The sequence below is a fragment of the Klebsiella sp. B345 genome, from assembly GCF_051131735.1.
Taxonomy (GTDB): Bacteria; Pseudomonadota; Gammaproteobacteria; order Enterobacterales; family Enterobacteriaceae; genus Klebsiella.
In genome coordinates this window covers 36,277-53,760 of sequence record NZ_CP180443.1, presented here as the reverse complement: position 1 = coordinate 53,760, position 17,484 = coordinate 36,277, and the positions used below count along the sequence as shown (strand labels likewise).

Genomic DNA, 17,484 nt, shown 5'->3' with positions numbered 1-17,484 from the left:
TCAGCCTGATGGCTGAGACGCGTTTTTAGCGCTTACTTCAGCAAACGGACCCGGCAATTTTTGCCTTTGATCTTGCCATTTAGCAGTTGCTTATAGGCTTTCTGCGCCACGCCCTGACGGATCGCCACGTACACATGCGCCGGATGAACGTTAATCTTGCCGATGTCGGCACCATCAAAGCCCATATCACCGGTCAACGCCCCCAGCACATCACCAGCACGCATTTTGGCCTTCTTGCCGCCATCAATACACAGCGTCGCCATTTCTGCATGCAGCGGGGTGATATTGTCGCCTGCCGGCGCGGTCATCCAGTTGAGCTTCAGCTGCAGCATTTCGGACAGAATATTGGCGCGTTGTGCCTCTTCCGGCGCACACAGGCTGATCGCCAGACCGCTCTCGCCCGCACGGGCGGTACGGCCAATACGGTGTACGTGAACTTCCGGATCCCACGCCAGTTCATAGTTAATAACCAGTTCCAGCGATTTAATATCGAGGCCGCGGGCGGCAACGTCAGTGGCCACCAGAACTCGCGAGCTACCATTGGCAAAACGCACCAGCGTCTGATCGCGATCGCGCTGTTCAAGATCGCCATGCAACGACAGCGCGCTCTGCCCGGCAGCGTTCAGTGAATCGCACACGGACTGGCAATCTTTTTTGGTGTTGCAGAACACCACGCAGGACGCCGGTTGATGCTGACTGAGCAGCTTCTGCAGCAGCGGGATCTTGCCGCGTTGAGAAGTTTCAAAGAACTGCTGTTCTACGGCTGGCAGCGCATCGACGGAGTCGATCTCAATGGCGAGCGGATCGCGTTGCACGCGACCGCTAATCGCCGCGATAGCCGGTGGCCAGGTGGCAGAAAACAGCAGCGTCTGGCGATCGGCGGGTGCAAAACGGATCACCTCATCGATGGCGTCACTAAAACCCATATCCAGCATACGGTCGGCTTCGTCCATCACCAGCGTCTGCAGGGCATCCAGCGACACTGTGCCTTTTTGCAGGTGGTCCAGCAAGCGGCCAGGGGTAGCGACAATAATATGCGGTGCATGCTGGAGTGAATCACGTTGCGCACCGAAGGGTTGTCCGCCGCACAGTGTTAAAATCTTGGTATTTGGCAGAAAGCGCGCCAGACGACGCAGCTCGCCCGCAACCTGTTCCGCCAGTTCGCGGGTCGGGCACAGCACCAGAGATTGTGTCTGGAACAGAGTCGCTTCAATACGCTGAAGCAACCCCAGACCAAATGCCGCTGTTTTACCACTGCCGGTTTTTGCCTGCACGCGTACATCTTTGCCCGCCAAAATGGTGGGCAAGGCCGCGGCCTGAACAGGCGTCATCGCGAGATAACCCAGTTCCGTGAGATTCGTGAGCTGGGCGGCAGGTAAAGCATTCAATGTAGAAAAAGCGGTCACAATGGTTTCTCGATTTAACGGGCACATAAAGGGCAGGCGCGTATCCTCGCAGATCTGCGGCTCCGATGCGACAATTTAATCGGTTCATCATCCGGCGGCGGGTCTGGCAGTGGATGCGGGCGTGGGCGCGGATCGGGCTGCGGTGTCGGGTCGTTCGGTTCAGGTGAAATGGGTATTGATGTCAGGGGCTGGTATTGCATATCGACTCTCCCGGTTGTGTGCGGGTGTACCCATTAAGCGTAGAAGCTGGCAACCAGAGAGCAAAAAAAAGCCGACTTAATCAAGTCGGCGTCGTACGAATCAATTGTGCTATGCAGTAATTCAAAAAAGGAAGTAAGACAATATGGAGCGCAACGCCCATCGCTTGACGTTGCATTCACCTGCGAGAGAGATATTGCCCCGAATGGGTAGATGGTTTATTGATTTCGCTCAAACATTACCGGATTTTCACGTTCTGGCAGGCGATGAAAAACGATTATTTACAGCCATTTACTACGATGCAACCACCATGTAACACCGCCAATGAGAACGACTAACATTATGCAGAAAATAGAAAACCCCAAATGCCACTCGTTTCCAGGAATCCCGCCCAGGTTGACGCCAAACAGGCCGGTTAAAAAAGTGCTGGGCAGAAACACCATCGCCATCAATGACATGGTATAGGTACGCCGCGACAGCGCTTCCTGCATAATCTGCGCGATTTCATCGCTCATAATTGCCGTACGCGAAATGCAGCTGTCGATTTCGTCCAGCCCTCTTCCCAGCCGGTCGGCAATATCCTGCATCCGCCGACGATGATCGTCATTCATCCACGGCAGGCGCTCGCTGGCAAGACGGGCGTACACATCACGCTGCGGGGCCATATAGCGGCGCATCACGATCAGCTGTTTGCGCAGCAGCGCCAGGAAGCCGCGCGGCGGCACCTGCTGGTCCAGCAGGTTGTCTTCGAGATCGATAATCCGGTCATGCAGCTGCTCAATAAATTCACTGGCGTGGTCCGTTAACGCATCGCAGATCTCCACCAGCCAGCTGCCGCAATCCACCGGGCCGGTGCCTTCCCGCAGATCGCCAAGCACATCATCCAGCGCCAGCACCCGCCGCTGGCGGGTCGAGACGATTAAGCGCTCGTCCATATACAGACGCATTGCCACCAGCTGATCGGGCCGCTCATCAGTACTGCCGTTGATGCAACGCAGCGTGATGAGGGTGCCGTCGCCTACCCGGGTCACCCGCGGGCGGGTACTCTCGCCGGCTAAGGCGTCCCGGACGCTGTTGGGCAACAACGGCGTGGATGTCAGCCATTGCGCGCTATCGGCGTGGGTATAGTTCAGATGCAACCAGCAAGGGTGATCCTTATCAATCTCGTCACTGTCAGTCAGCGGTTTAACGCCGCCCTGCCCGTCGAATTGCCATGCAAAAACGGCATCCGGTACGTTCAACTCCGCTCCCTTAATGGCGTCCACCCGACCTCCGTCAGTTATTACGTATTTTTGCTAGTCTAGCCTGGCACCTCGGTTAATCAAGCGCTAATGACAGCAGGGTGCTGAATTTACTGATGAAAAAGCAATCTGGGGAGGAAAGAGCGGAGGCAGATATAAAGAACCCGCCGGCGGCGGGTCGTGGGTGTGCTTAACGATAGTGTGTCCAACCCGCCGGATTAACCACCGCCAGAAAGAGTGCTGGCGGACAGGCAGGCTGGCAGGAGCCGTTCATTTTTTCTCTTCTGCGTACTGGCGCGCGTAGTCGTGCAAATGGGTACACATGTTTATTTCCTCCATTGTGATAAGCAGAATAAGCGTAGACCGTGCTGGCCGTTTTGCAACCTTGATTTACACTAGCGTTTGGCCCAGCACCGAAGCCCCCATCAAACCACCCTCGCTGGCGTACTGGCCTGCCACCACCAGCGGTTCTCCGGTCTTCATCAGTACCTTGCGCCGCACCGCCTCGTCCAGTAACGTCAGCAGCTCCGGCTGCGCGGCCAGCCCGCCACCGGCCACGATGAGATGCGGTCCGAGAATATTAACCGTATGGGCCAGCGGCTCACTGACCAGTTCAGCCCACGCCGCTAAGGTGAATGCCTGCTGCGCGTTGCCGCGCACGCCGGCGGCGACTATCTCCCGGCTGTCGAGGGCCTGTCCGCTCAGCAGCAGATGCAGTCGCTCCAGGCCTCGTGCCCCGCCTAAGGTATCCAGACAGCCGCATTGACCGCAGCCGCATGGCAGGCGTGGGATGTTAACGTGTTGCTGCCCCACCTGCAGTGTGGTCTGGAGGATCGGGCCATGGCCCCACTCGGCGCTGATGCCCTGGCGACCATGATGAATTTTCCCCGCGATGGCAATCCCGCCGCCAATGCCGCTGCCGAGAATAATCCCCAGCACCACGGGAAGATCTTTTGCAGCCCCGAAGCTGGCTTCCGCAAGGGTAAAACAGTCAGCGTCGTTCGCCATCACCACCGGACGCCGCAGCGCTGCGCCAAGCGTGCGGGTAATATTGACGCCCTGAAACGGCGGCACGTTACTGGCCAGAATACGATCGGTAGCGATATCAACCACCCCGGCACAGGAGAGCGCTACCGGGCTGTCCGGCGCCAGCGCCTCACCATATCCGGCGACAATCTGCACAATTGCGGCGCTAAAATCGTCCCAGCTGCGCGTCGGAATCGGACGCTGGCGGATGTCGTCGATCCGCCCCGCTACCACAGAAACCGCGCTTTTGATGAACGAGCCACCAATATCCAGACACAACACACGGCGACTCATAGGCGGGTATCCAGTAGGTCACGCAACCCGTCACCGAGGACGTTAAAGCCCAGCACCGAGAAGACGATAGCCAGCCCTGGCCACAGGGAGATCCCAAGGCTGATACCAAGGAAGTTACGCCCATCACTCATCATCGTGCCCCACTCCGGCATCGGCGGCTGAACCCCCATGCCAAGGAATGAGAGCGAGGCCGCCGCCAGAATCACCGACCCGCCGGTCAGCGTCGCCTGCACCGTAATCGGGCCAAGGGTGTTGCGCAGGATATAATGGATAATTTGCCGACGGTAGCCGATGCCTAACGCCCGCGCCGCTTCCATATACTCCATATTCTTAATGCCCAGCGTCAGGTTGCGGCTTAACCGGGCGTACACCGGCACCGAGAAAATGGCGATCGCCAGCAGCATATTCATCAACCCGGCCCCCAACACGCTCACCAGTAGAATCGCCAGCACAATCCCGGGAAAAGCGAAGATTACATCCATCACCCACATAATAAGGTGGTCAACGCTTTTTCCGCACAGTGCCGCCATAATCCCCAGCGGCAGCCCCATCAGCAGCGACAGCGCCACGCTGACCACCACCTCAATTAATGAAATACGGGCGCCATACAGGATGCGGGAGAAAATATCGCGCCCATAGTCATCGGTGCCCAGCCAGTGTTCCGCCGAGGGCGCCGACAGAATATTCAGCAGATCCTGGGCATAAGGGTCATAATGGCTAATCCACGGCGCGAACAGGGCGCTCAGGATAATGACGCCGACAATGAGTCCACCGATGGTCACCGAAGGATGCGCTATTCCCCAGCGCAGACTGTGCATGACGCTGTTGCGCGATTTGGCGAGAGAGAGTTCAGACATATTAATCAAACCTTATTTTCGGGTTGATTCTGGCGATGATCATTTCGCCCACCAGATTCATCACCACCACGCTGGCGACCGTGATCATCGTCACCCCCTGAATCACCGGATAATCACGATAACGCACGGAATCCACCAGATAGCGCCCGATGCCCGGCCAGTTAAACACCGACTCCGTCACCACCGCACCACCAATCAGGCTACCGAAGTTCAGTGCGATGATGGTCACAATCGGAATCAGAGCATTACGTAAGGCGTGTTTGAAATAGATATAAAACGGCGCCAGCCCCTTGGCTCTCGCAGTGCGGATATAATCTTCCCCGAGGACATCGACCATGCTGGATCGCGTCATGCGCGACATCACCGCCATGGGGAAAATCCCCAGGCAGATTGACGGCAGGATGTAGCTTTTCCAGCCCTCAGCTCCCAGTAACGGCAGCCACCCCAGCTTGACCGAAAAGGTGTCCATGGCGATCAGCGCAAGCCAGAAGTTGGCGATCGACGCACCGGCAATGGCCACCAGCATCAGAACATGGTCAGCAACATGGTTACGGTAAATGGCCGCACACATGCCCATGGGGATCCCCAACACCACCGCCATCACCCAGGCCAGCAACGCCAGACCTAAGGTGTACGGCGCCCGCTCGCCCAGCTCAGCGGAGACCGGCTGGCCGGATTTCAGCGAGGTGCCAAAATCCCCCTGCAACATCCCGCTGACGAAGCGCCCGTACTGCACCGCCAGCGGGTCATCCAGCCCGAGGCGGGCGTGCATCCGGCTCACATCATCCTGCGTTGCCTGAGGCCCTGCCATCAGACGCGCGGGATCGCCCGGAAGCATCCTGATCGCCAGGAAGACGATCAGGGAGGCGCCCAGCAGGATAAGCGGCAAAGAAAGCAGTTTTTTGATGACGTAAGCTTTCATAACAACTCCAGAAAAGACCCTGCTTTACGGTTTTTGCGCATCCACCACGATGATTTCACCGCCCGGCTCCATGCGTACGCCTTTAATATCAGCGCGGGTGGCATAGAGATCGTCCTGGAAATAGAGCATGACGTGCGGCGCATCCTGCATAATGATTTTTTGCGCCTGCACGTAGTCGGCAATACGCGTTTTGTCATCCATCGTGGTTGCCGCTTTGTCCAGCAGTTGATCCAGTTGCGGGTTGTTATAGAAACCGAGATTCGCCCCAACCGGTGCCGCGCTTTGGGAGTAGTACAGCGGACGCAGCTGCAGGTCTGAGCCGTTCAGGCCGGAGGACCATGACGCGAGTATTGCATCGGTCTTGCTAGCCTCTTTTTCTGCTACCGGCGCAAAGGCTGCTTTACTCCACACCCCGCTCTCCATCTGCTGGATATTAAGCTTGATGCCGGCTTTGCCCCACATGGCCTGCAAAATCTGGGCGGTACGCGCATCTGGCCCCTGCACGGCAATGTTCATGGCGAAGCCTTCAGGATAACCGGCCTCCTTCAGCAACGCCCGGGCCTTATCAAGGTTATAGGGGTATTCATTCAACGACTTATCATAGCCTTCGTTGACCGGCGCGAGGGGCGAGTTGGCCGCCGAGGCGTAGCCAAACATCACCGCTTTCAGCAGCGCTTCTTTATCGGTCGCCAGGTTAAGCGCCTGGCGCACCCGCACATCGTTCAACGGTTTACGTTCGACGTTTAACGCCACCCAGAACACCGAGGCCCCTGCGCCCTGCTCCAGCGTCACCTGCGGATTGCTCTTCAGCTGGCGACCAAACTGCGGGGGGACCGGGTTAATCACATCAACCTGACCGGAGAGCAGCGCCATGTTCATCACCGAGGGCTCAGAACTCCACGTCCATTTAATCTGATCGGGGCCCTTATTTTCTCCCCAGTAGTGCGGGTTTTTCTGCTCTAACACGTACTCTCCGGTTTTATACTCCTGCAGCATATACGGGCCGGTGCCGTCCGCTTTACGGCCAATGGTGCCAGCTTTATCTGCCGCCGGGCTGACCATTTTCGCCGCCCCGCCGGTGAGCAGATTCAGGAACGAGGGGTAAACTTTGTTCAGGGTGATAGCCACGCTGCCGTCGTCGATTTTCTTCACCGAGGCAATGACGTTGCGCATCCGCGAGCTGGCCGCCAGGCTGCCTTTGGGATCGATATGGCGCTGAATGTTTGCCACCACCGCATCGGCGTTAAACGGCGTGCCGTCATGGAAGACGACATGTTGACGCAGGGTGAAGGTCCAGACTTTGCCGTCATCGCTCACCTGCCAGGCCGTCGCTAACGCGGGGGCGATTTTGTTATCTGGCGTCAGGCCGACCAGTCCTTCATACATCGGTCGCAGGACCGTATCGGTAAAGGTCGCGGTCTGATCGCCGGGATCCATACTGCGCGGCGGTTCATTCTGCATTACGTTGAGCGTTGCGGCCTGCAATGACATCGTTCCGCTTGCTGCCACCATGCCTGCCAGCACGGCAAGTCGATATTTATTCAAAAGAAAGCGCTTCATCTGCTAACCCCTGCCTGTATGTTATGTCGCCAGTTGTGGCTGTTATGTTGCTATTAAGTTTTGTTTTTACCCAAAATAAATTTCCGTAAATGTGATATTAGCCATGGTTAGCGCTTAATTAGGTAATAAATTTAACTTATATGTGAGCATTTAGTTATTTTTTGAAAGAAACTGATTGCCAAACCACCAGCCCGCAATTATGTTCAGAAAAAAAGCATCGGGCTGAGTAACTATGCTGAACAAACTCCAACAACAGCTCGTCCAGCTGGTCTGTAGCGAAGAAGGGGCCAGCCGCGCTGACCTCGCACGCTTAACCGGGATGAGCAAAGCGGCCATTGGCGCGCTGGTCAAAGAACTGCTGAGCGATGGCATCCTGCAGGAGAGCGATATTGCCGCCTCCGTGGGCCAGGGGCGCCCGTCAGTCACGCTCTCCCTGGCGCCGGATGCCGCATATGCCATCGGTATTTCCCTGATCGACCATCAGCTGGTTCTGGTGCTGATGAACGCCATTGGCGTCAAAGTTTGTCAGCGCCAGCGCAGCCCGGCGACCGAGATCCCGGAGCTGATTACACAGCTGGCGCAGGATGTTGCCCTGCTGCTGGAGGAGTCAGCTATCGATCGCCAGCGTCTGGTGGGGATCGGGTTTGCTCTCTCGGCCTTTATCGATGCCGGTCAGTCCGTCTGCGTGCAGTCCGCACTGCTGGGCTGGCATCAGGTGCCGTTAGCGCGGCTGCTGAGTGAGGCCACCGGCGGGATCCCGGTTATCGTAGAAAACGATACCCGGGCGCTGGCAACCTATGAAAAAACCTTCGGGCACCTGCGCAAACAGGAGAGCGCGGTGGTTATCTCCCACGGCAGCGGTATTGGCAGCGCGGCGGTGATCTACGGGCGTATCTGGCGCGGCGCCCACGGTGGTGCCGGGGAAATAGCCCACTGCACCATCGTCCCGGCCGGCAAACCCTGTCGCTGCGGCAAGCGCGGCTGCCTCGATACCATTGCCTCGCTGACCGCGATTTTTGAACAGGCGCGCATGGAAGGCATTGAGGCCGGGAGCCTGAATGAACTGGAAGCGCTGGCCCGCAAAGGCCATTCCGGCGCGATCCAGATCCTGCACCAGGCCGGCGATGCGCTGGGAATGGCCATCTCCCACCAAATACAGAACAACGATCCGGCGGCGATTATGCTGGCGCATCAGCCTGAGAGTTTCCAGGGGCTGTTAAACACCGTGATGCAGCAGGCGATCGAAACCTATCTGCTCCCCGGTATGGCAGGCAAAACGCCGCTTATTTATCGCCCCCTTGCCGAAGACAGCTGGGCGCTCGCTGCCGCAAGCGTGGCGCTTACTCACGTTTTATTTCCCGGATATTAACGAGGTCTCTATGCGAATTGCCGTTGGCGGAATACACATTGAATGCAGCACTTTCAATCCCGTATTGACTCACGAAGCCGAGTTTCGAACGGTAAAAGGTGACGCCCTGCTGGCCGCGCCCTATTTTCAATTTCTCGGCGACTATCCGGCGACGTTTCTGCCAACGCTACATACCCGCGCTATTCCGGGCGGCCCGGTGGCCCGTGAGACCTACGAGCGTTTTAAAGCCGAGTTCCTGGCCCGCCTGCAGGCCTCGCTGCCTATCGACGGCCTGTATCTGGCGATGCACGGCGCAATGTATGTTGAAGGACTGGAAGATGCGGAGGGCGACTGGATCACTGCCGCCAGGGCCTGCGTCGGTGAGGAGTGCCCGATCGCCGTGAGCTACGATCTGCACGGTAACGTCACGCAACGTATTATTGACGCGATTGACATGTATTCAACCTACCGCACCGCGCCACATATTGATGTCGAAGAAACCATGCGCCGCGCGGTCACCATGCTGGTGAACAGCCTGCAAAGTGGCGTTCGCCCCGGCGTGGTCTGGGCACCGGTGCCGGTGATCCTGCCCGGCGAACGCACCAGCACCGAAGATGAACCGGCTAAAAGCCTCTACGCCACTCTGGCGGAAAGCGACCAGATCCCAGGGGTGCTCGACAGTTCGTTAATGGTGGGCTACGTCTGGGCCGATGAGCCACGCGCCACTGCGGCGGCAATCTTCACCGGTACCGACGTTGCAGTCCTGAAACAGCAGGCGGCAAAACTAGCGCAGGCGTACTGGGACGCCCGTGAAGCGTTCGTCTTCGGCTGCCGTACCGGCAGCGTCGCCCAGTGTGTCGAAGAGGCGATCGCCAGCCCCACCTCCCCGGTCATCCTCGCGGATTCTGGCGATAACCCGACCGGCGGCGGCGTGGGCGATCGCGGCGATGTGCTGGCTGAACTGCTGCGACAACGGGCAACCGAGACCCTCGTTGCCGGGATTACCGATGCTCCGGCAACCCAGGCCGCCTTTGCCGCTGGCGTCGGCGCGGAGTTAGCACTGAGCGTCGGTGGGCAGCTTGACCCGGCGGGTGAAAGCGTCAGCGGTCGCTTCACTGTGAAAAACCTGTTGCCTGCCGGCGCGCACAGCAGCGCTAGTCAGGCGGTATTGCAGGTAGAGGGCGTCACCGTGGTGATGGCCGATCGCCGTCGTCCTTATCACGACATCGCCGATTTTCATCAGCTCGGGTTAGATCCCCAGGCGTTCAGGATTGTGGTGGTCAAATCCGGCTATCTCTCCCCGGAGCTGGCGCCGATCGCCAACCCAAATCTGATGGCGCTCTCGGAAGGCGTGGTCGATCAGGATATCGAGCGCGTCCCACGTCAACGCATGCTGACCCGCACCTGGCCATTCGATCGCGACCTCGATTTTACGGCGCAGGTTTTTGTATCCGCCAGAGCCCCTTTTTCCCAGGAGTCCTGATTAATGATCACCCCGACCCCTTCTCCGGTGCTAAGCGTTGATAATTTATCGGTCTCCTTTCGCCACGGCGAGAGCTGGCAAAAAGTGGTACGAAATATCAGTTTTAGCCTCTATCCGGGCGAGACCTTAGCCATTGTCGGCGAATCGGGTTCGGGGAAAAGCGTGACCGCCATGGCGGTGATGCGTCTGCTGTCGTCGCGCCAGAGCCGAACCGAAGGCAGCGTCGAACTCTGCGGGCGCTCATTATTGTCGCTGACGGAAGAGGCCATGCGCCGTATTCGTGGTTCGGAAGTGGCGATGATCTTCCAGGAGCCGATGACCAGCCTGAACCCGGCCTTTACCATCGGCCAGCAGATTGCAGAAGTCTTTATTCACCATCAGGGGTTATCGAAACGCCAGGCCCGACAGGAGACCATCGCCCTGCTGGAGAAAGTGCGTATCCCCCATGCCGCGCAACGCTTCGATGAATATCCCCATCAGTTTTCCGGCGGCATGCGTCAGCGCGCCATGATCGCCATGGCGCTGGCGCTTAAACCCAAGCTGCTGATCGCCGATGAACCGACCACCGCGCTGGACGTCACGATCCAGGGGCAGATTCTCGATCTGATTAAAACCCTGCAGGCGGAGAACAATACTGCAGTCTTGTTTATCACCCACGATATGGGGGTGGTAGCGGAAACCGCAGACCATACGCTGGTGATGTATCGCGGCGATGCCATCGAATGCGCCCAAACGACCACCCTGTTTGCCTCGCCTCAGCAGCCCTACACCCGTGCGCTGCTGGCGTCAGTGCCCGCGGCGGGAGAGATGGACGCCATGAGCACCCCGTGTAAGTTCCCGTCGGTCAACCTGCACAGCGGCGAGACGCTGCGCTATCCACCGGAGCCGCCGCTGGCCGATGCCACCACGCCGCCGGTGCTGTCGGTCAAAAATCTGGTGACCCGTTTTCCGGTCAAAAAAGGCTTCTTTAACCAGCTCACCGGCCATATTCATGCCGTTGAAAACGTCAGCTTTGATTTGTGGCCCGGGGAGACGCTCTCGCTGGTGGGCGAGTCCGGCTGCGGCAAATCCACCACCGGGCGCAGCCTGATTCGCATGATTCAGGCGCAATCCGGCGAAGTGATGCTCGATGGCTATAACGTTCTACAGGCCAGCCGGGCGCAGCAAAAACGGCTGCGGCAGGATATTCAGATGATCTTTCAGGATCCTTTCGCCAGCCTGAACCCACGCCTGAAGGTGCAGGAAGCACTGATTGAACCACTGCTGGAAAACGGCCTCGCCACCCGCCGCCAGGCGCTGGCCCGCTCGCAGGAACTGATCGAGAAAGTTGGGCTTAGCGTACAGGTGCTCAACCGCTACCCGCACGAGTTTTCCGGTGGCCAACGCCAGCGCATCTGTATTGCCCGCGCGCTGGCGATGAACCCTAAAGTGATTATTGCTGATGAGTCGGTATCGGCGCTCGACGTGTCGGTGAAGGCCCAGGTGGTGAATCTCATCATCGAACTCCAGCGGACCCTGCAGATCGCCTTTCTGTTTATCTCTCATGACATGGCGGTCATTGAGCGCATCAGCCACCGGGTGGCGGTGATGTACCTCGGGGAGATCGTTGAAATCGGTCCACGCCAGGCGATTTTCGCCAATCCGCAGCACCCGTATACGCAGAAATTGATTGCGGCGATCCCCAAAACCGATCCCTCTCGCCGCCATTTGTTGCGTGAAGCCAGCAATGACGAGTTGCCTTCGCCATTTCGCGATAAAGCGTACCAGCCGCCACAGCGCCGCTACGAACAGGTGGGCGATCGTCACTGGGTGATGCGCTAGCCGCGCCTGACAGGCCCCTGTTGTTCGGGGCCTGCAACCTCCCGATCCCCGTCTTCCCCGCCCCCACTTCTGCGATCTGTCCTGCGGTTTCACGCCGTTAACCCTGCGTAATGCAAGGTTCCCTTTGCTTCTAATTGCTGTATTATGCTGTTTATTGCAATATTTTGCTGGATTTCAATATCATGCATAAAACCGCAAGACAAAAATATCTACTTGATATTATTAGTGAAAATGGACAGGTTAGTATCAGCGAGCTGGTGGAGAAGCTGCAGGTTTCCGCGGACACTATTCGTCGCGACCTTGGCGACCTCGAAAAACAGGGGCTGGCACAAAAGAACCACGGCGGCGCGATTGCTCTCGACCTGTCCGCGATGAATCGTCAAGGCAGAAACGCCCTGATGTCGGAAACCAAGCAGCGTCTGGGCCGCCTGGTCGCCGCCAAAATCCCGGCGGGCTCGACGCTCTTTTTAGACGCCGGCAGTACGATCCTGGCCGTCGCCAGCCAGATTACGGTGCCGGTGACGGTGATCACCACCTCTTTGGATATTGCTTCACATTTCAGCGCGCGCCCTGATATCCAGCTGATCCTGCTGGGGGGAAGCTGGGACTGCCAGCAACGACTGTTTGCCGGTAGCGCCACTCTGGCGCTGTTAGGCCGCTATCGCGCCGATATCGCTATCCTGGGCGCCTGTGCCATCCATGCGCAGCTGGGCTTAAGCGCCAGCCAGGAAGCCGATGCGGAAATTAAACGCGCGATGCTCGCCGCCAGCACCGAACACTGGCTGGTGGCCGATCATATGAAGCTAAACCACTGTGAACCACATCTGGTGGCCGGATTAGCCGACATCGATCAACTCTTTTTGGACAGGCCCTGGGAAGAACTGGGGGACAACAACGCACTGCAGGTCAATATTGTTGGCGCTCAACAACGTGGAGAAGGTAATGAATAAAGTCATCGCTCGTGGGAGTAAAGAGATCAATATTGCGTTGATCGGATATGGCTTCGTCGGCAAAACGTTTCATGCCCCGCTCATCCAGTCGGTCGACGGGCTGAAGCTGTTAGTAGTCGCCTCCGGTAATGAACAGAAGGTTAAGCAGGATCTGCCGGATGTGACGGTCATCGCTTCACCGGAGCAGGCTATTCAGCACCCGGATGTTGATGTGGTGGTGATCGCCTCGCCGAACGCTACCCATGCGCCGTTAGCCAAACTGGCGCTGAATGCCGGCAAACATGTGGTCGTGGATAAGCCTTTTACCCTGGATATGCAGGAGGCCCGCGAACTGATCGCCCTGGCGCAGGAAAAGCAGCTGCTGCTGTCGGTGTTCCATAACCGCCGCTGGGACAGTGATTTCCTCGGTATTAAACAGGTTATCGAACAGGGGCTGATCGGCAAGGTTAAGCACTTTGAATCGCATTTTGACCGCTTCCGCCCGGAAGTTCGCGTGCGCTGGAGAGAGCAAAACGTCCCGGGTAGCGGCTTATGGTTTGATCTCGGGCCGCATATGATCGACCAGGCGCTGCAGCTTTTCGGCCTGCCGCTGTCGGTACAGGGCAATATCGCCACCCTGCGTGAAGGCGCGGAGATCAACGACTGGGCGAATGTGGTCCTTAATTACCCGCAGCATAAAGTCATTCTGCATTGCAGCATGCTGGTGGCCGGCGGCGTTTCACGCTTTACCGTGCACGGCGATAAAGGCAGCGTCGTCAAACAAAGAGCCGATCAGCAAGAAGCGCAGCTGCTGGCAGGGGTGATCCCAGGTAGCGAAAGCTGGGGCCACGATGATGACAAGATGGTGACGTTTGACGCTGCCGGACAGACTCAGCAACACGAGACGCCGCGCGGCGATCAGCGTCAGTACTATATTAACGTGCGCGATGCCTTAACCGGGGCGATTGACAACCCGGTATCGCCGCTGCAGGCTCTCGCGGTGATGGCAGTATTAGAAGCGGCGGTACAGTCAGCGGAATCAGGCACGGTGCAAACTATCGCCCTGACCGCCGACGAGCGGGCTGCGCTGTAATCATCCTCGTCTGATCTCATGGCCTGCCGCACTTCGCAGGCCATTTGTTATTCTCTTTTATCCCCTCTGAGCCCTCTTTTAGCCGCCAGCCTGTTGAACGTAAATTTAACGTTCGTACTAATCCGCGCGTGAGTAATAAATCATTATTGCACCAGAGACATCTCTGGATATTTCCGCTATTTGGGAGGAGGATGGACTGGCAAACCTGCTCGCTATAGGTTATTGCTATTACGACGGCTGTTTTTCCGAGAGACTGAACTGGAGATGTTTATGTACTACACGTTAGGAGATACCACCCTCCACTTTTATCGTTATCAATGTCGCTTCTACGTCGCCCACTGGGATGGTGGTAACGTGATGACCGATAAATTCAAACAGTTCATTGAAATGATTGCCGACAAGACCGGTCTCGAGGCTAAGGGCATCGAGGTAGTTGCCCGGGACTACTTCAACAACGTGGATTAACACCCGGCAACGCCATCCTGCTCTTTCGCACCGTCTGGTGCTTTACCCAGACAATGATCGCAGCCCCTCGGTATCATCAGCGCGAGCAACGCGCGTTTCGTGCTACCCAATTCGTCTTACAGAGGGGCTTATCGCACCTGCCAACCATCCGTTTTAGCCCCAAATGCAGGCGTTTGGTGACACTACAATTTCTAGTTATTTTTTAGGCACATACGTAACCACCCTGAATACTAATGGTACAGCACTGACGCTGTTTAAAGCCGAGTTAGACCGGAATTTTTAAGTGAAAAATCCATCTAACGTATCCATAACATGCTATACCACTTCTTTATTATTGGTATTTATCTCTAAAAAAACCACCAATGCAGCATAAAAGCATATTTTTATAAACAACCCAAAATATTTAATTAGGATTTTTCTTAACCCTGGAGTAGATTGCATTTGATAAAAGCAAGAATATCCATGAACATCTCGGGGAATAAAACAATGGCAAACTTACTGTTTTTAGTTCTGGCAATAATACTGCTTCTTGTGGCTGTTTTTTCTCTCGTTTCTTATATCAGAGACAGGAAAAAACAGCAGTTTACGTTCAAGAAGCGTCGTTAATCACAGCGCTGACATACCAGGAAAAACTTTTCTCATTAATCATACGCCAAAGCATAAGAAAGACTAATACATAATATAACAACCATAGACTATTTAATAACATAATAGTGCTGCCACGTTATGCACCTTCGAGGCGTTATGATGCGTCAAGTACGGTCTATTCCGTCAGCCAAAATTATATTGCTTTCAATTATCAGGTGGCTAATAAAATGGATCAGGTCATACGCTATCACGTTTGTTTATCCCGAACACAGCGATGACCTGATGTCTGCAAGTTACATTCCGTCATTAGTTCAACATCCCCTGTAACAATGGTGACCAGTAATAAGGAATGACCTTTTTGGCGGTGATACCGTCAAAAGCCGGGCTTGCCAGCCAGGCTGTCTCATTATTCGCTTTATACACTACAATACCTTGCGGATTGATACCGATAAGCCCGCCGCTATTATCCACAGCATAAGATGACACCCCTTGCGGATACACCACCTTCTTAAACTCAAATGCCGAGTTGAAGTTTTTATCTTTGCTGGTAAATAATACTGAACCCGGGATATTATAAATTTTTCCGCTGTCACTCATTATTCGCATCAGAAAGTACTGACTCATATCCGGTTCGTCAAAAAACACCACCGGGGTGATGCCTTCAAAAACAAAGTGGCTAAATGCCTCTTTCTGCATGCAGGCAATCTTAGCCCGCAGCAGATAGCACTGTTCTTTATTACCAAAGTAAGCATCGAGGATTGCTGCACGATCCTCCGGCGAAAGCTCCTGGTAGTGGCTGACTATCGGCCCTTTTATCGAGTCCCATGCGGGTAAGAAGGTATAGGCGTCGACTTTACCATTTTCATGAAAAGCAACTGGGTAGCCATTATAGGTAGCAAGCGCCACGATGTTATCGTCGAACGCTTTGATCAGCGTCATCTGCTGTCCGTCAAAAAACAGCACTCTGTTTTGGTTGTCTAAAATCAACCCGCCTTTCTTCAGGCCAAAGGGCGCTTCGTTGAAGGCATACTCCAGAGTATGGACGATCAGCATCCGTACTTTAAATTTGTCGCCCTCGTTTTTTAAGGTTCTGTGAAGCTTTAATAAATAGGAAAGCTGAAAAGCATGACTCCCCTGCTCTTCAAATGAGGTATCGCACTCCGGATAGGATAACGACATGAAGATCCCATGGGTACATTTCACATGTTTAAACCCATCCATATGGCGGGCTTCGTGAACAAGGGTCATGGCAAGGCCTGAGACCGACGCCTCGCCATTTAATATGCACAAGCGCATGGTTTTGTCCGCTTTTTCGCTGTCCAACACCACACCGCCTTCCTGAAACCCACAGATGTTCGCATTGTGAGGCAACAGAATAATATTTTTGATTCTGCTCGTAATATATTCAAACGACTGTGCTTTGCCGGTATCAGATTGTTTCTTTGACGGGACCTTTATTTTTGAAACGGTTTTAATCTGCTCTAACGCCAGAATGACTTTGGCAAAATCGGCCTTATCGCAATTATCCTTAACGCTGTATTGCTTCACCTCTTTGCCATCTTCATCCTGCGCACTGATCTTAAAATGCGCCAGCATCGCTTTGACCCGCTGGGGAGTGAGACATTTTCCCAGATCCGTGTCGACTGCGTGGGAAAATGAAGAGCAAGACAACAAAGTCGCCATAACGAACACTCGGGGAAGTGATATCAATGATCTCATACCGTTCCCTCTTTTGACTTTAAAGAGTTGAGATAAATACTGTCATTAACAATGTTGAAATGCTGGCTTTATTCAGCGTAGCCCACCCGTAGCAACTTCGATAGCCAGGAAAATGGTGTATCCGTTATGGGTTCTTGCGGTTCGCTATTACGGAGTCAGGACACTAACGTTTTCTGACTTCGGTGACATAGGCGATCGCCGCGTGTTCGACAAAATTGGGTACATCACGGTAAGCATCCTGCCCAATGGGGGAATCAAAAGCCGCCACTGCAGCCTCGATGGAGTCAAACCATAGTTCAGAGAAGCCATCTACCGGAGAGTCCGGGTATTTTTCGCGATCGATAGGGTTAAGTACGTAACCTCTGAGACCTGGAAGCTGTAGCGCGATTTCCGTATGGATATCCTGCCAATGTCTGACGAACTTCTCATAACTTTGCCCTTTTTTGCGGGTAAGAAAACCAACATGTTTAAAGCCTGTTGTTGCTGCCATTTTCATTCCTTAACGGTAAGTCTGATAGATAAATAGGATGGCAG

Annotated in this window: 16 protein-coding genes; 7 read left to right on the top strand and 9 right to left on the bottom strand. The window is 55.4% G+C overall.

What is annotated here, in order from left to right; genetic code table 11:
- Window positions 1-32: 32 nt before the first annotated feature.
- The 7 genes from dbpA to ACMYSO_RS00235 all read right to left on the bottom strand — a co-directional run bounded on the left by dbpA (window position 33) and on the right by ACMYSO_RS00235 (window position 7,504).
- On the bottom strand, window positions 33-1,406 hold the full coding sequence (gene dbpA / locus ACMYSO_RS00265) for an ATP-dependent RNA helicase DbpA (RefSeq protein ID WP_434668715.1): 1,374 nt from the start codon (window positions 1,404-1,406) through the stop codon (window positions 33-35).
- A gap of 14 nt (window positions 1,407-1,420) precedes the next feature.
- Window positions 1,421-1,606 (bottom strand): proline-rich small protein YnaL, encoded by a 186-nt coding sequence (gene ynaL / locus ACMYSO_RS00260; RefSeq protein WP_434668714.1) that lies wholly within the window; start codon window positions 1,604-1,606, stop codon window positions 1,421-1,423.
- A gap of 279 nt (window positions 1,607-1,885) precedes the next feature.
- Window positions 1,886-2,869: a zinc transporter ZntB gene (gene zntB / locus ACMYSO_RS00255; RefSeq protein ID WP_434668713.1), complete on the bottom strand. Its 984-nt coding sequence runs from the start codon at window positions 2,867-2,869 to the stop codon at window positions 1,886-1,888.
- A gap of 366 nt (window positions 2,870-3,235) precedes the next feature.
- On the bottom strand, window positions 3,236-4,165 hold the full coding sequence (locus tag ACMYSO_RS00250; RefSeq protein WP_434668712.1) for an ROK family protein: 930 nt from the start codon (window positions 4,163-4,165) through the stop codon (window positions 3,236-3,238).
- Window positions 4,162-5,022 (bottom strand): ABC transporter permease, encoded by an 861-nt coding sequence (locus tag ACMYSO_RS00245; protein ID WP_434668711.1) that lies wholly within the window; start codon window positions 5,020-5,022, stop codon window positions 4,162-4,164. The genes ACMYSO_RS00250 and ACMYSO_RS00245 overlap by 4 nt, the downstream gene beginning before the upstream one ends.
- Window position 5,023: 1 nt before the next feature.
- Window positions 5,024-5,944, bottom strand: a complete 921-nt coding sequence (locus ACMYSO_RS00240) for an ABC transporter permease (protein ID WP_434668710.1) — start codon at window positions 5,942-5,944, stop codon at window positions 5,024-5,026.
- Between the two features lie 24 nt (window positions 5,945-5,968).
- The gene (locus ACMYSO_RS00235; protein ID WP_434668709.1) at window positions 5,969-7,504 is read right to left on the bottom strand and encodes an ABC transporter substrate-binding protein; all 1,536 of its coding nucleotides are present in this window, start codon (window positions 7,502-7,504) and stop codon (window positions 5,969-5,971) included.
- 232 nt (window positions 7,505-7,736) lie between these two features.
- Between ACMYSO_RS00235 and ACMYSO_RS00230 the strand changes: the two genes are divergently transcribed.
- From ACMYSO_RS00230 to ACMYSO_RS00200, 7 genes are all read left to right on the top strand, one after another.
- On the top strand, window positions 7,737-8,873 hold the full coding sequence (locus tag ACMYSO_RS00230; protein WP_434668708.1) for an ROK family protein: 1,137 nt from the start codon (window positions 7,737-7,739) through the stop codon (window positions 8,871-8,873).
- 10 nt (window positions 8,874-8,883) lie between these two features.
- Complete coding sequence (locus ACMYSO_RS00225; RefSeq protein ID WP_434668707.1) at window positions 8,884-10,335, top strand: M81 family metallopeptidase; 1,452 nt, start codon at window positions 8,884-8,886, stop codon at window positions 10,333-10,335.
- Window positions 10,336-10,338: 3 nt separating this feature from the next.
- Window positions 10,339-12,156 (top strand): ABC transporter ATP-binding protein, encoded by a 1,818-nt coding sequence (locus ACMYSO_RS00220; protein WP_434668706.1) that lies wholly within the window; start codon window positions 10,339-10,341, stop codon window positions 12,154-12,156.
- 182 nt (window positions 12,157-12,338) lie between these two features.
- A complete protein-coding gene (locus ACMYSO_RS00215) occupies window positions 12,339-13,106 on the top strand; it encodes a DeoR/GlpR family DNA-binding transcription regulator (RefSeq protein WP_434668705.1) in 768 nt (255 codons plus the stop codon).
- Complete coding sequence (locus ACMYSO_RS00210; RefSeq protein WP_434668704.1) at window positions 13,099-14,178, top strand: oxidoreductase; 1,080 nt, start codon at window positions 13,099-13,101, stop codon at window positions 14,176-14,178. The genes ACMYSO_RS00215 and ACMYSO_RS00210 overlap by 8 nt, the downstream gene beginning before the upstream one ends.
- Before the next feature lie 270 nt (window positions 14,179-14,448).
- Window positions 14,449-14,643 (top strand): hypothetical protein, encoded by a 195-nt coding sequence (locus ACMYSO_RS00205; RefSeq protein ID WP_174508873.1) that lies wholly within the window; start codon window positions 14,449-14,451, stop codon window positions 14,641-14,643.
- A 462-nt stretch (window positions 14,644-15,105) separates the two neighbouring features.
- Window positions 15,106-15,249 carry a small membrane protein gene (locus ACMYSO_RS00200; protein ID WP_434668703.1) on the top strand — a complete coding sequence of 48 codons (144 nt, stop codon included), beginning with the start codon at window positions 15,106-15,108 and terminating at the stop codon, window positions 15,247-15,249.
- Window positions 15,250-15,537: 288 nt separating this feature from the next.
- Here ACMYSO_RS00200 and ACMYSO_RS00195 read toward each other — a convergent pair whose 3' ends face one another.
- Together ACMYSO_RS00195 and ACMYSO_RS00190 are read right to left on the bottom strand one after the other, a co-directional pair.
- Complete coding sequence (locus tag ACMYSO_RS00195) at window positions 15,538-16,914, bottom strand: hypothetical protein (RefSeq protein WP_434668702.1); 1,377 nt, start codon at window positions 16,912-16,914, stop codon at window positions 15,538-15,540.
- A gap of 199 nt (window positions 16,915-17,113) precedes the next feature.
- On the bottom strand, window positions 17,114-17,440 hold the full coding sequence (locus tag ACMYSO_RS00190; protein WP_434668701.1) for an EthD family reductase: 327 nt from the start codon (window positions 17,438-17,440) through the stop codon (window positions 17,114-17,116).
- Between the last annotated feature and the right edge of the window lie 44 nt (window positions 17,441-17,484).